Raw genomic sequence first — 12720 nt, forward strand, 5'->3', positions numbered from 1 at the left:
GCTAAGTTTTGCTTCCTTACAACACCCGGAACCGTGATCGTTTTTATATATTTATAGTTAAATTTTGAATTCGCTCAGTTTCTTTGGAACAGCTACATTTTTTAACCGTACATAATCCGGCAAGCCGTTCTTGTAAGGCGGATAATCTTCGCCTTCAATCAATGGTGCGAGGTATTCCCTGCAAGATTCGCTAATACCGAAACCATCGGCGCTTATGAAATCCGCCGGCATCATTTTTTCGACATTCGCAACATTTGAAAGCTGTGCCATGCCGACTGACCACTTATAGGGTGAATTGGATTCACGAACGATTGTTGGCATTACTGAATTATGGCCGGCGATGGCGTACTCAACTGCGGCTTTACCCATTGCGTATGCTTGATCGACATCGGTTTTGGATGCGATATGGCGTGCGGCACGTTGCAGATAATCCGCAACCCCCCAGTGGTATTTCAAGCCCAAGCCATCTTTAATGATATTGGCTACGACCGGTGCGACACCGCCCAATTGCGCGTGCCCAAACGCATCGCGTAACCCCTGATCGGACAGAAAATTACCGTCCGCGCCTTTTACACCTTCAGACACAACCACGGAGCAATAACCATATTCCTTCACGCAACGATCAACTTTTGCGAGGAATTTTTCTTTGTCGAATGTAACTTCCGGAAATAAAATCACGATTGGAATTTCACAATCCGGGCTTGATGCCAAACCGCCTGCGGCGGCAATCCAGCCGGCATGGCGTCCCATGACTTCCAACACAAATACTTTGGTCGAAGTTTTGGCCATGCTGGCTACGTCGAAGCTTGCTTCACGTGTGGAGACTGCAATGTACTTCGCGACTGAGCCAAAACCGGGGCAGCAATCGGTGATCGGCAAATCATTATCGACAGTCTTGGGCACATGAATTGCCTGAATCGGATAACCCAGAGTACTGGATAATTGCGAAACTTTTAAGCAGGTATCCGCCGAATCGCCGCCGCCATTATAGAAGAAGTAGCCGATGTCGTGTGCTTTGAAAATTTCGATCAAGCGCTCGTATTCGCGCCGGTTTTGCTCAAGGCTTTTGAGCTTGTAGCGGCATGAGCCGAATGCGCCCGATGGGGTATAACGCAATGCGGCAATCGCTGCTGCGGATTCCGCGTTGGTGTCGATGAGATCTTCGGTTAAAGCGCCGATGATGCCGTTGCGGCCCGCATAGACAGTGCCAATCTTATCTTTATGCTGGCGCGCTGCTTCCAATACTCCGGCAGCGGATGCGTTAATTACCGCGGTAACGCCACCGGATTGCGCATAAAATGCATTTTTTGTTGCCATATTTTTCTCCTGAACGGTCAAATCAAAGTCGTAAACCTATAAAAAAATTGTATAAATTGGTACGAACAAAAACCCAGGCCGCGGAGGATCACAGCCTGAGTTTCGAGTTTCAAAGTTATTGATAAATCAGCTAAATAAGCTTATTTTAGCGCCGTGAGGATCTGATCACGAATATCCTCAACCGTGCCGATACCGGCGATTCTTATATAACGAGGCGCACCGGTTTCACCATTTCTCGACCACGCGGAATAGTAATCAACCAGCGGTTTCGTTTGTTGATGATACACTTCAAGCCGCTTTCTGACTGTTTCTTCTTTATCATCATCGCGTTGAATCAACGGTTCACCCGTTATGTCGTCGACTTCATTATTTTTGGGCGGATTAAAATCGACATGGTACGTACGGCCTGACGCTGGGTGCACTCTTCGGCCAGACATCCGCTTGACGATCTCGGCATCCGAAACATCGATTTCAACGACGAAATCAATCTGCACGCCTGCTGCTTTCATCGCATCGGCTTGCGGAATCGTCCGGGGAAAGCCGTCGAATAAAAAACCCTTCGCACAATCCGGTTCCGCAATGCGCTCCTTGACGAGATTGATAATAATATCATCCGAAACCAACCCGCCGGCGTCCATAATTTTTTTCGCCATTACGCCGAGTTCGGTTCCTGCTTTAACCGCAGCCCGCAGCATATCGCCGGTGGAAATTTGCGGTACTCCAAAATGTTCCTTAATATAATTGGCCTGAGTGCCTTTTCCGGCACCGGGGCCTCCTAACAAAATGACGCGAATGATTGTTCTCCCTGAATTACCAATGATTGCTGAAAACCGGGGCAGCGCAATTTACTATCCGTTGCTGCATGATTTCGCGCAATTATAGCGCACGTGCGGTTGATTCTCGAGTTTTTTACTATGTTATTCTTTTTCTTGTTTAAACAATGATATAAAACAAGTTAGATAGACCGGATACGGTTATGCGATAATTTCCCCCACTCATCAAATAGGATTCATTTGGCATGGACGATAACAGAAGCAAAGCTTTAGACGCGGCATTGGCGCAAATCGAGAAACAATTTGGGAAAGGCTCCATCATGCGGCTCGGTGCGAATGATGTTGCCTACGATATACAGGTCGTTTCCACCGGTTCGCTCGGGCTGGATATTGCATTGGGCGTCGGAGGATTACCTCGCGGACGGATCATCGAGATTTACGGCCCGGAATCTTCCGGTAAAACCACGCTGACTTTGCAAGTCATCGCGGAAATGCAAAAGCTGGGCGGCACGGCAGCGTTTATCGACGCGGAACATGCGCTGGATCCGCAGTATGCGCAGAAGATCGGTGTCAACGTTCAGGAATTGCTGATTTCGCAACCGGATAACGGTGAACAAGCTTTGGAAATCGCCGACATGCTGGTGCGCTCCGGTTCGGTCGATATCATCGTGATCGATTCGGTGGCCGCTCTGACGCCGCGTGCCGAAATCGAAGGCGATATGGGCGATCCGCAAATGGGCTTGCAAGCGCGGCTGATGTCGCAAGCGTTGCGCAAATTAACCGCCAACATCAAACGCAGCAATACCATGGTCATTTTCATCAACCAAATCCGCATGAAAATCGGCGTGATGTTTGGCAACCCCGAAACCACGACCGGCGGTAATGCGTTGAAATTTTATGCATCGGTGCGTCTGGACATCCGCCGTACCGGTTCGATCAAAGACGGTGAGGAAACCATTGGTAACGAAACCCGTGTCAAGGTGGTTAAAAACAAAGTCGCACCGCCGTTCAAGCAAGCCGATTTTGACATTTTGTACGGCGAAGGCATTTCGCGCGAGAGCGAAATCATCGAATTGGGTGTGCAGCATAAGCTGATCGATAAATCCGGCGCCTGGTACGCTTATAAAGGCGAGAAGATCGGTCAAGGCAAGGATAATGTGCGCGAATATTTGAAAGAACACAAAGACATGGCACAAGAAATCGAGCAAAAAATCCGTGCGATCGTCGGCATTCCCGACCAGGCCAAGCCGATTAAGGAAAAAGCCGGAAAAGATAAACCCGGTAAAGAGAATTAACCCGAATGGATAGCCGCTCGCCGATTGAATTACGCGCCTTGCGCTATTTGGCGCAACGCGAGTATTCACGCCGGGAGCTGGCGCAGAAACTATCGGCTGACCGGGATAGCCGTGAAACCGGAGAACTGGCAGCGGTTTTGGATCAATTGGAACAGCAGGGTTACTTGAGCGAGCAACGGATGGTTGAACAAGTCGCGCGAGTCCGGCGTTCCCGTTTCGGCAGTCAGCGTATCGTGCAAGAACTCAAATCCAAAGGGGTCGACGACGGTCTGATCCGCAATATCTTGCCAAATTTGAAAGAAACCGAGCTGGAAACGGCATCGCACATTTGGCGAAAGAAATTCGATCATCCGCCTGCCACCCGTGAAGAACGCGCTAAACAAATACGATTCATGATGAATAGAGGTTTCTCGATGGAGACAATTCAACAAGTACTGACGCAAGCGAGCGAGGAGAATCCATGAGGTTCCGTTTTGTACTTATCCTGCTGATGCTGGTATGCACAATGATCGGTATGCCGGTCAGCGCCGATACGGTGACCCCGATCAACGCGATCATTTCCGCACCGGTCAATTTTGACGGCAAGGAAGTGATGTTGCGCGGCATTCCCAAAAGTCCCACGCGGTTGCCGCTGATCAACTTCAAAGCCTACGTGCTGGAAGACAGCAGCGGTGAGATCATGGTTTTAACCGAAGCCGATCTGCCCAATATGAACGAAGAAATTACCATCCGCGCAGTCGTCAAAAGCCTGGCGATTGTCAAAGGCGAAGCGGTTGGCTTGACCGTTACCGAACTTGAACGATACGAACAGATACAAAAATTATGAAAAGCAGCGAAATACGACAAAAATTTCTGGAATTTTTTGAATCGCACGGCCACACCATCGTAGCATCGAGTCCGCTCGTGCCTGGCAACGACCCGACCTTACTATTTACCAACGCCGGCATGGTGCAATTCAAGGATGTATTCCTCGGTCAGGACAAACGGCCTTACGCGCGCGCGGTCAGCTCGCAACGCTGCGTACGAGCAGGCGGCAAACACAACGATCTGGAGAACGTCGGCTACACCGCGCGGCACCATACTTTTTTTGAGATGCTCGGCAATTTCAGTTTTGGCGATTATTTCAAACGCAACGCTATTTTGTTTGCCTGGGATTTTCTGACCAACACCCTGAAGATTCCGCGCGACAAACTGTGGGTCACCGTGTACGCCGAAGACGACGAAGCCGCGGATATTTGGCTGAATGAAGTCGGTGTCGAACCGGCGCGCGTGGTGCGCATCGCGACCATGGATAATTTTTGGCAGATGGGCGATACCGGCCCGTGCGGCCCATGTTCCGAGATTTTCTACGATCACGGCCCGGACGTTGCCGGTGGCCCGCCGGGTTCCGCCGATGCCGACGGCGACCGCTACATCGAAATCTGGAATCTGGTGTTCATGCAATACAACCGTGACAGCGCCGGTACATTGCATCCGCTGCCGAAACCATCGGTCGATACCGGCATGGGGTTGGAGCGTATTTCCGCGGTGATGCAGCATGTGCACAGCAATTACGACATCGACTTGTTCCAAAGCCTGATCAAAGCAGCAGCGCGTGCGACCGGCACCAGCAATCTCGCCGATAATTCGCTCAAGGTCATCGCCGACCACATTCGCGCTTGTTCGTTTTTGATCACCGACGGTGTCATTCCGGGCAGCGAAGGCCGCGGCTATGTGCTGCGCCGCATCATCCGCCGTGCGATCCGCCATGGATACAAGCTCGGGCAGAAGCAACCATTCTTTCATCAATTGGTAGAAGACTTGAGTCAAGCGATGGGGCAAGCGTATCCCGAACTGATCGCAGCCAAAACCCGCGTAGCAGCGGTGTTGCTGCAAGAAGAAGAACGCTTCGCCGAGACGCTGGAAAACGGCATGCAAATTCTGGAAGCCGCGCTCAGCCAGAATATTAAAATGCTGGACGGCGAAACCGCGTTCCGTCTCTATGACACCTTCGGTTTCCCGATCGATTTAACCGCCGACATCGCCCGCGAGCGCGGCATCACCGTCGATCATGATGGGTTTGAACAAGCGATGGCGCGTCAGCGTGAACAAGCGCGCGCCGCCAACAAGTTCGCGATGCAGGAAGGTCTCGACTACAAAGGCGGCCAAACCACGTTCTACGGTTACGATACTTTGCAGCACGACGGCCAGGTACTGGCCATTTATAAACAAGGCAGCGCGGTGGATTTTGTCGAAGCGGGCGATGAAGCCGTGGTGGTGCTCGATCAAACGCCGTTCTACGCCGAATCCGGCGGTCAGGTCGGCGATTGCGGCGAATTGCTCGCTGCCAACGGTACCTTTGAAGTTACCGACACGCAAAAAATCCAGGCCGGGGTATTCGGACACAAGGGACTATTGCGCAGCGGACGCTTGGTCATACGAGACAGCGTGCAAGCCCGGGTCAATCCGCAAACGCGCGTCAGCACCGCCAACAACCACTCCGCGACGCATCTGCTGCACGCTGCGCTACGCAAAGTACTCGGTACGCATGTCACGCAAAAAGGCTCGCTGGTCGATCCCAACCGGCTGCGCTTCGATTTCTCGCACAACGCGCCGATGAGCGCCGACGAAATCCGCGAAACCGAACGCCTGGTCAACGAACAAATCCGCAACAACTGGGTAGTGGAAGCGGCTTCGATGAAATACGACGACGCGATCAAGCGCGGCGCGATGGCGTTGTTCGGTGAAAAATACACGGACGTGGTGCGCGTCATCGGCATGGGTGAATTCTCTACCGAATTATGCGGTGGCACGCATGTGCCGCAAGTCGGGCAAATCGGCCTGTTTAAAATCGTCGCCGAATCCGGTGTCGCCGCCGGTATCCGCCGCGTTGAAGCGGTGACCGGAAAAGGCGCGATCGATTACGTGCAGCAACGCGAAGCGCAATTGCTCGAAATCGCACACACGCTCAAAGCCAACCCGCAAGAAATCACGCAAAAAATCGCGCAAATCATCGACAACGTGCGGCAAACCGAAAAAGAACTGGCGCGCCTGAAAACCAAAATGGCCAGCTCGCAAGGCGCCGACCTGGCCTCGCAAGCGCAAGACGTCAACGGCATCAAAGTGCTCGCCGCCAACCTGGAAAACGCCGACGCCAAGACGCTGCGCGAAACGCTCGATCAACTCAAAGACACACTCAAATCTTGCGCGATTGTGCTGAGCACTGTCACCGACGGTAAAGTCACGCTGATCGCTGGCGTCAGCGCCGATCTGACCGGCAAAGTCAAAGCCGGAGAATTGGTCAACTTCGTCGCGCAGCAAGTCGGCGGCAAAGGCGGCGGACGCGCGGACATGGCGCAAGCAGGCGGGACTCAACCGGAGCGGTTGCCTGCGGCGCTCGGAGGTGTGAAAGATTGGGTTGAAACGAAAGTCGTGCAGTAGTCAAAATTGCCTGAATCATCGCAATATTCTTGATTCTGCATCCAGTTCGTATCACGATCGGATCATTGTGATACGTAGCTAAATTTGGATAATCAAAATGGGAAAGTATTCAAAACTCAGAATAAAAATTCTGACGGGTAGTACTGACGCAGACATTACATTTTCCGAACTTTGCCAATTATTGATCCGATTAGGATTCACTGAGCGGATAAAAGGAAGTCATCACATTTTTACTCGCGAAGACATTGAAGAAATTATCAATTTGCAACCGAAACACAGTAAAGCAAAACCGTATCAAGTCAAACAGGTTAGAATGCTATTGACGAAGTATCATATGGGAGAATGTGACATTGATTAAATACGAATTAATCATTTACTGGAGCGAAGACGATCATGCTTTTATCGCCGAAGTTCCAGAATTACCCGGTTGCATGGCGGATGGTGAAACCTACGAACTGGCCGTTGCCAATGTAAAAACCGTCATCGAACAATGGATAGAAACCGCCCGCGAACTGGGCAAGGTGATCCCGGAACCTAAAGGCAGGTTAATGTTCGCGTGATGGAATTGTAAAAACAACAAAATCAACAAAATCAATCCTCTGTTTATATCAAACCTAATTACAAGCTCACAATTAAATTTTTGTTTATCAAATGCTCAATAATCACACTGCTAGTGTGTTTACTCAGTTGGGAGTTATGTAGTGCAAAAACCACTTATTCAAAAAATAGAAATTAATTATTTTCGTTCTATTTATGCAGGAATACTCAATAATTGCGCGCCGCTTAATATTATTGTAGGTGGGAATGATTCGGGAAAATCGAATGTTCTTCGGGCATTAAATCTATTTTTCAACAATCAAACGGACCTTAATCAAGCGTATGATTTTGATCAAGATCTATCAATCAAACGTATCCAACAGACACAAATAGGTAAAACCAAAGCATTTATCAGTGTAAAAATCACATTCAATAATATTTTTAACTATAGTTCTTTGCCAGAAACATTTGCAGTTAAAAGACAATGGAATAGATATTCAGATAATGCGGAAACTTATATTTTTCCAAAGCAAATAAAACAAAATATTCTTTACAGATTTCTTAATAAAGTCGAGTTGCATTATGTTCCAGCAGTAAAAAGCAAAGAAATTTTTAAACATTATTTGCGATTACTTTATGACACCCTTGTTCAGAAGGATATTAGATTGTCAGAAGCATCAAGTGGTATCACAGAAGTTATAAACACTGCAACCGCACAGATGACCGAAAGAATTAAAGAAGGTATTGGAGTTACTAGTAATATAGCAGTGCCAAGAAATTTTAGAGATTTATTTGGGGATCTTGATTTTCTAACACAAATAGGTAAAACAGAAAAGCTTTCTTTAAAACAGCGAGGTGATGGAATTCAAGTAGGACATATTCCTTATATTTTAGATTTTGTTTCGCAAGAAAATAGTGGTAAACATTATATTTGGTTGTATGAGGAACCAGAGAATTCATTAGAAATGAGAAAAGCTTTTGAATTGGCAGAGAAATTCCAAAAAGATTTTTCTAGGAGAAACCAAATATTTGTTACTACGCATTCACCTGCATTTTACAGCCTGGATCACTCAAGCGTAGGTAAATGGGGAGTAAAAAAATCAATTAATAACTCTGATGATAATTCGTTTAGCATATCAGAAATTAATGAACTTCAAAAATTTGATGAAGTAGATGAAAATCTCGGAATTACTGCGCTTGTCGCTGAAAGAGCCAGGGAAATTTATGAAGAAAATGCTTCTATCAATAAACAGCTTGATAATTTTAAAGAAATTACTAAGCCAATAGTGCTTTGCGAAGGGAAAACAGATGTTCTATACATTAAAAAGGCTTTAGAACTTAACGGAAAATCAGAACTATTGGAAAGTATTAAGATTATTGAGGCAAACTCGAATGGGGAAGGCTCTGGATGTGATTTATTAAAAGCAATTGTAAAGCTTAGAAAAAATAAATCATATCACTACCACTTCAAAGCCTTACTTGTTTTCGATTGTGATGTTTCGGGAGTTCCATCAGGTTCACTTGATGAGAATACTGAAATTTTTAAATTTACTAAACAAGACAATCATCATTTTCCAAGTGGTATTGAGAATGCTTTGTCAAATGAGATTGCCAACTTGATAACGGGTAATCCTGAATTATGGTCTAAAACAAAAAACGATAAAGGGCATATAAAAACAACTAAAACGGAATTAAGGAAATTGGAAGCATGTGAGTTTGTTTGTAGCAGAAATAATCTTGATGATTTTCTTCCTTTTGAAAGTTTGATTAAAACTATCGAAAATTTCGCAAAAATTTGAAGAGACTTATTTGTTTTTTTAACTTGTAACTCGTAAAGCAGAAGTCCATTAGAGCGCTATGGAAGCTATTCCATGACACAGCACAAGATGCTGGCAAAAAATTCCAAAAGACTGGTTGCAGAATAATAATCAAGAACACCGATGAAATTTGAACGGCTGATTACCATCATCACTAACCTCGCCGTGGTAGCAGGTATGGTGCTGGTGGTATTGGAATTGCAACAAAACCGCGAGGCGATTCAGATTGCGCATCAGTTATCCCTCGCGGGATTAGTGAGCCAAGCACATCTGGCGGTTGCATCGGATCAAGAACTGGCGGACTTGGTCGCCCGGGCCAAGCGGAACGATGTGCAGGATTTCAGTCCCGCGGATATTGAGCGCGTCAATCAATGGGCATTGGCATTCCTTGAGCCGCGAATCAGCTCGTACCATCTCAGGAGCAACGAGTTCGTTGTGCTGGAAGATTGGTGCGATCTCATGCGCGATTTTACCGATCTCTACCGGCACCCCTACTTTGGCGCCATCGTGAAGTCAGACCTCAGTTACGCCGATGCCGTCGCGGCGGATATCGAGAACCGCTGTACTATGAATAAATAACCCATAAAGCGGAATAGCCTAGCGGGCTTCCGCTCTGCAGTTGCTTTGGTAAAAAAAGAAGTAATTTCTTTGGGGTCACGTACGGTATCAAACTGATGCGTTGTGAAATCCAATCATGCAGGAACTTCGATGTATTGAACGATGCTGGTTGGCTGTGGTATGGGTAAACCGTCTTCCATCATTCCTTCGATATGAAGTTCGATAGCTTCGCGAATTTCCCGCTCCGTTTCTTTAATGGTCGATCCGGTTGCAACGCACCCCGGTAAATCCGGGACGTAAGCCGAATAGTTATTTCCTGCTTTTTCAACAACGATTGCATAACGCATGATTTACTCCTTGAGTTTTGCTTGCTTCAGTATGCTGTTTAAAGTGCCGGGTGCCAAATCATCTCCGGGTTTACCGGATACGGTTACGCGGCCGCTTTTTACGGAGTGTTTGAATTGACGATGACTTCCGCGCGTAGTGGCAAGATACCAGCCATCCTGTTTCAGGATATTTAAAACTTCGTTGACTTTCATGCCGATACGATATCAGGTTGCAATAAAAAAATGGAGTTTTCACAAAAATAAGCCTGTAAGGTGGAAATCCTTGTCAGGCTTCCGTTCTACGTGGTGATTTCCCGTGTTCTTGCCACGAGGTTGCTTATTGAGGCCACATCGGAGTGCCCGGTTAATCGGTCGGCCGAAGTGGCGGGATTGAATTATTACGTGATTTCCAAATGCGCAATGCCGGAATTGAGATCCTGCGATTTGGCTTCGTTGCTTTCCAGTTTGATTCTCAGACGCAATTCGTTTACCGAGTCGGCGTTGCGCAGCGCGTCTTCGTAGCTGATTTTCCCGGCTTCGTACAGTTCAAATAATGCCATGTCGAAGGTTTGCATGCCCAGTTCCTTGGATTTGCGCATGATGTCCTTGATTTCATGCACGTGACCTTTGAAGATCAGGTCGGCGATCAGCGGCGAGTTGAGCATAACCTCAATGGCGGCGGCGCGCCCTTTGGCGTCTTTCAGTGGAATTAAACGTTGCGCCACGATGGAGCGTAAATTCAGTGACAAATCCATCAGCAATTGCGGGCGGCGTTCTTCCGGGAAGAAGTTGATGATCCGGTCGAGCGCTTGATTGGCGCTGTTGGCGTGCAATGTGCCCATGCACAAATGGCCGGTTTCGGCAAAAGCAATCGCATGTTCCATGGTTTCGCGGTCGCGGATCTCGCCGATCAGGATGACGTCCGGTGCCTGCCGCAGGGTATTTTTCAGCGCCGCTTCCCACGATTCGGTATCGACGCCGACTTCACGCTGGGTGATGACGCAGTTGATATGTTCATGCACATATTCCACCGGATCTTCGATGGTGATGATATGGCCGTAGCTGTTTTTATTGCGATGCCCGATTAATGCCGCCATTGAGGTCGATTTTCCCGAACCGGTGCCGCCGACAAAAATCACCAGGCCGCGTTTGCTCATCACAACTTCTTTCAAGACTTGCGGCAAGCCCAAATCGTCGAAATCGGGGATTTTGGTAGTGATGGTCCGCAATACCATGCCGACGCGCTGTTGCTGCACGAATGCATTCACCCGGAAGCGTCCGATGCCGGTTGGATTAATCGCAAAGTTGCATTCTTTGGTGGCATCGAACTCCGCCGCTTGTTTGTCGTTCATGATCGATTTGGCGAGCATTTCGGTATGTTGCAGCGATAGCGATTGTTGCGATACCGGCGTCATTTTTCCGTCGATTTTCATCGCCGGTGGAAAACCGGTGGTGATAAACAGATCCGAGGCTTTTTTACTGAGCATTAAGCGTAGTAAATCCGACATGAATTTGGCGGCTTGTTCTTTATCCATTGCGTGTTCCTTGATTTCGGGTTGGGCGGAAAGGATGGCTAGATTCTGAAATTATCTTTATTGACCGCTTGCGCTCTGGCATCGGCGACGGAAATGAGATTGCGTTTGACCAGATCGTTCAGATTCTGGTCCAGCGTTTGCATCCCGGCATTCTGTCCGGTCTGAATCGCGGAATACATTTGCGCGACTTTGCCTTCGCGGATTAAGTTGCGGATTGCCGGGGTGCCGATCATGATTTCATGTGCCGCAACCCGGCCTTTGCCATCTTTGGTTTTGAGCAGAGCCTGCGAAATAACCGCGCGTAGCGATTCCGACAGCATCGCCCGGATCATTTCTTTTTCTTCCGCTGGGAATACGTCGATGACACGATCAATCGTTTTAGCGGCCGAGCTGGTATGCAGCGTGCCGAAAACCAAGTGACCGGTTTCAGCCGCCGTCATCGCCAAACGGATGGTTTCCAGATCGCGCATCTCACCGACCAGAATGATGTCCGGATCTTCCCGCAGCGCGGAGCGCAGAGCATTGGAGAAACTGTGCGTATCCCGGCCGACTTCGCGCTGGTTGATCAGGCATTTTTTACTTTCGTGCACGAATTCGATCGGATCTTCCAGCGTCAGGATATGGCCGTATTCATTTTCGTTGATGTCGTTGATCATCGCCGCCAAGGTGGTCGACTTACCGGAACCGGTCGGGCCGGTGACCAAGACTACGCCGCGCGGTTGTTTGGCGATTTCGGCGAATATTTTCGGCGCTCTTAAATCTTCCAGACTTAGAACTTTCGAGGGAATGGTCCGCATAACCGCTGCGGCGCCGCGCTGGGTATTGAAAGCATTAACCCGGAAGCGCGCCAGGTTGGGGATGGCGAAGGAAAAATCACATTCCAGATTTTCTTCGTAAAATTTGCGCTGGCTGTCATTCATGATGTCGTACACCATCGCATGAACTTCCTTGTGATCCATTTCCGGTAAATTGATGCGGCGGATATCGCCATGCACCCGGATCATCGGCGGCATGCCGGCGGATAGGTGAAGATCCGAAGCGCTGTTTTTAACTACAAATGCGAGCAACTCAACTATATTCATCGCGATACCTCTTATGGCTGGTCATTACTAGACATGTTTGGAAAGCTACGGGTCCTGAAT

General features: G+C 48.4%; 14 protein-coding genes. 8 read left to right on the forward strand and 6 right to left on the reverse strand.

Annotation, left to right across the window (positions count from 1 at the left end):
- Positions 1 to 57: 57 nt before the first annotated feature.
- Both ACV7NC_RS11090 and adk read right to left on the reverse strand, forming a co-directional pair.
- Positions 58 to 1317 (reverse strand): 6-phosphofructokinase, encoded by a 1260-nt coding sequence (locus ACV7NC_RS11090; protein ID WP_458152633.1) that lies wholly within the window; start codon positions 1315 to 1317, stop codon positions 58 to 60.
- 140 nt (positions 1318 to 1457) lie between these two features.
- On the reverse strand, positions 1458 to 2111 hold the full coding sequence (adk, locus tag ACV7NC_RS11095; protein ID WP_458154920.1) for an adenylate kinase: 654 nt from the start codon (positions 2109 to 2111) through the stop codon (positions 1458 to 1460).
- Between the two features lie 224 nt (positions 2112 to 2335).
- On the opposite strand from adk, the gene recA reads away from it, so the two are divergent.
- The 8 genes from recA to ACV7NC_RS11135 all read left to right on the forward strand — a co-directional run bounded on the left by recA (position 2336) and on the right by ACV7NC_RS11135 (position 9738).
- Positions 2336 to 3385 carry a recombinase RecA gene (gene recA, locus ACV7NC_RS11100; protein WP_458152634.1) on the forward strand — a complete coding sequence of 350 codons (1050 nt, stop codon included), beginning with the start codon at positions 2336 to 2338 and terminating at the stop codon, positions 3383 to 3385.
- A gap of 5 nt (positions 3386 to 3390) precedes the next feature.
- Positions 3391 to 3849 carry a recombination regulator RecX gene (gene recX, locus ACV7NC_RS11105; protein WP_458152635.1) on the forward strand — a complete coding sequence of 153 codons (459 nt, stop codon included), beginning with the start codon at positions 3391 to 3393 and terminating at the stop codon, positions 3847 to 3849.
- On the forward strand, positions 3846 to 4211 hold the full coding sequence (locus ACV7NC_RS11110; RefSeq protein ID WP_458152636.1) for a hypothetical protein: 366 nt from the start codon (positions 3846 to 3848) through the stop codon (positions 4209 to 4211). The genes recX and ACV7NC_RS11110 overlap by 4 nt, the downstream gene beginning before the upstream one ends.
- Entirely contained in the window at positions 4208 to 6805 is a 2598-nt protein-coding gene (gene alaS / locus ACV7NC_RS11115) for an alanine--tRNA ligase (protein ID WP_458152637.1), read from the forward strand. The genes ACV7NC_RS11110 and alaS overlap by 4 nt, the downstream gene beginning before the upstream one ends.
- A 97-nt stretch (positions 6806 to 6902) precedes the next feature.
- Complete coding sequence (locus ACV7NC_RS11120) at positions 6903 to 7163, forward strand: type II toxin-antitoxin system HicA family toxin (RefSeq protein ID WP_458152638.1); 261 nt, start codon at positions 6903 to 6905, stop codon at positions 7161 to 7163.
- Positions 7150 to 7365, forward strand: coding sequence for a type II toxin-antitoxin system HicB family antitoxin (locus ACV7NC_RS11125; RefSeq protein ID WP_458152639.1), 216 nt, complete (start codon positions 7150 to 7152; stop codon positions 7363 to 7365). Before ACV7NC_RS11120 ends, ACV7NC_RS11125 begins: the two co-directional genes overlap by 14 nt.
- 141 nt (positions 7366 to 7506) lie before the next feature.
- Positions 7507 to 9141 (forward strand): ATP-dependent nuclease, encoded by a 1635-nt coding sequence (locus ACV7NC_RS11130; protein ID WP_458152640.1) that lies wholly within the window; start codon positions 7507 to 7509, stop codon positions 9139 to 9141.
- A gap of 141 nt (positions 9142 to 9282) precedes the next feature.
- Positions 9283 to 9738: a hypothetical protein gene (locus tag ACV7NC_RS11135; RefSeq protein WP_458152641.1), complete on the forward strand. Its 456-nt coding sequence runs from the start codon at positions 9283 to 9285 to the stop codon at positions 9736 to 9738.
- A 113-nt stretch (positions 9739 to 9851) separates the two neighbouring features.
- Here ACV7NC_RS11135 and ACV7NC_RS11140 read toward each other — a convergent pair whose 3' ends face one another.
- From ACV7NC_RS11140 to ACV7NC_RS11155, 4 genes are all read right to left on the reverse strand, one after another.
- A complete protein-coding gene (locus ACV7NC_RS11140) occupies positions 9852 to 10064 on the reverse strand; it encodes a type II toxin-antitoxin system HicB family antitoxin (protein WP_458152642.1) in 213 nt (70 codons plus the stop codon).
- 3 nt (positions 10065 to 10067) lie between these two features.
- On the reverse strand, positions 10068 to 10256 hold the full coding sequence (locus ACV7NC_RS11145; protein WP_307932900.1) for a type II toxin-antitoxin system HicA family toxin: 189 nt from the start codon (positions 10254 to 10256) through the stop codon (positions 10068 to 10070).
- A 185-nt stretch (positions 10257 to 10441) separates the two neighbouring features.
- Positions 10442 to 11578, reverse strand: coding sequence for a PilT/PilU family type 4a pilus ATPase (locus tag ACV7NC_RS11150; RefSeq protein ID WP_458152643.1), 1137 nt, complete (start codon positions 11576 to 11578; stop codon positions 10442 to 10444).
- A gap of 38 nt (positions 11579 to 11616) precedes the next feature.
- Positions 11617 to 12660, reverse strand: coding sequence for a type IV pilus twitching motility protein PilT (locus ACV7NC_RS11155; RefSeq protein ID WP_458152644.1), 1044 nt, complete (start codon positions 12658 to 12660; stop codon positions 11617 to 11619).
- Between the last annotated feature and the right edge of the window lie 60 nt (positions 12661 to 12720).

The organism is Nitrosomonas limosa (genome assembly GCF_054188085.1).

Coding starts and splice junctions, on each gene's coding strand:
- ACV7NC_RS11110 (WP_458152636.1), top strand. CDS start 3,846: ATGAGGTTCCGTTTTGTACTTATCCTGCTGATGCTGGTATGCACAATG.
- ACV7NC_RS11135 (WP_458152641.1), top strand. CDS start 9,283: ATGAAATTTGAACGGCTGATTACCATCATCACTAACCTCGCCGTGGTA.
- recA (WP_458152634.1), top strand. CDS start 2,336: ATGGACGATAACAGAAGCAAAGCTTTAGACGCGGCATTGGCGCAAATC.
- ACV7NC_RS11155 (WP_458152644.1), bottom strand. CDS start 12,660: ATGAATATAGTTGAGTTGCTCGCATTTGTAGTTAAAAACAGCGCTTCG.
- ACV7NC_RS11145 (WP_307932900.1), bottom strand. CDS start 10,256: ATGAAAGTCAACGAAGTTTTAAATATCCTGAAACAGGATGGCTGGTAT.
- recX (WP_458152635.1), top strand. CDS start 3,391: ATGGATAGCCGCTCGCCGATTGAATTACGCGCCTTGCGCTATTTGGCG.
- ACV7NC_RS11090 (WP_458152633.1), bottom strand. CDS start 1,317: ATGGCAACAAAAAATGCATTTTATGCGCAATCCGGTGGCGTTACCGCG.
- ACV7NC_RS11120 (WP_458152638.1), top strand. CDS start 6,903: ATGGGAAAGTATTCAAAACTCAGAATAAAAATTCTGACGGGTAGTACT.
- alaS (WP_458152637.1), top strand. CDS start 4,208: ATGAAAAGCAGCGAAATACGACAAAAATTTCTGGAATTTTTTGAATCG.
- ACV7NC_RS11150 (WP_458152643.1), bottom strand. CDS start 11,578: ATGGATAAAGAACAAGCCGCCAAATTCATGTCGGATTTACTACGCTTA.
- ACV7NC_RS11140 (WP_458152642.1), bottom strand. CDS start 10,064: ATGCGTTATGCAATCGTTGTTGAAAAAGCAGGAAATAACTATTCGGCT.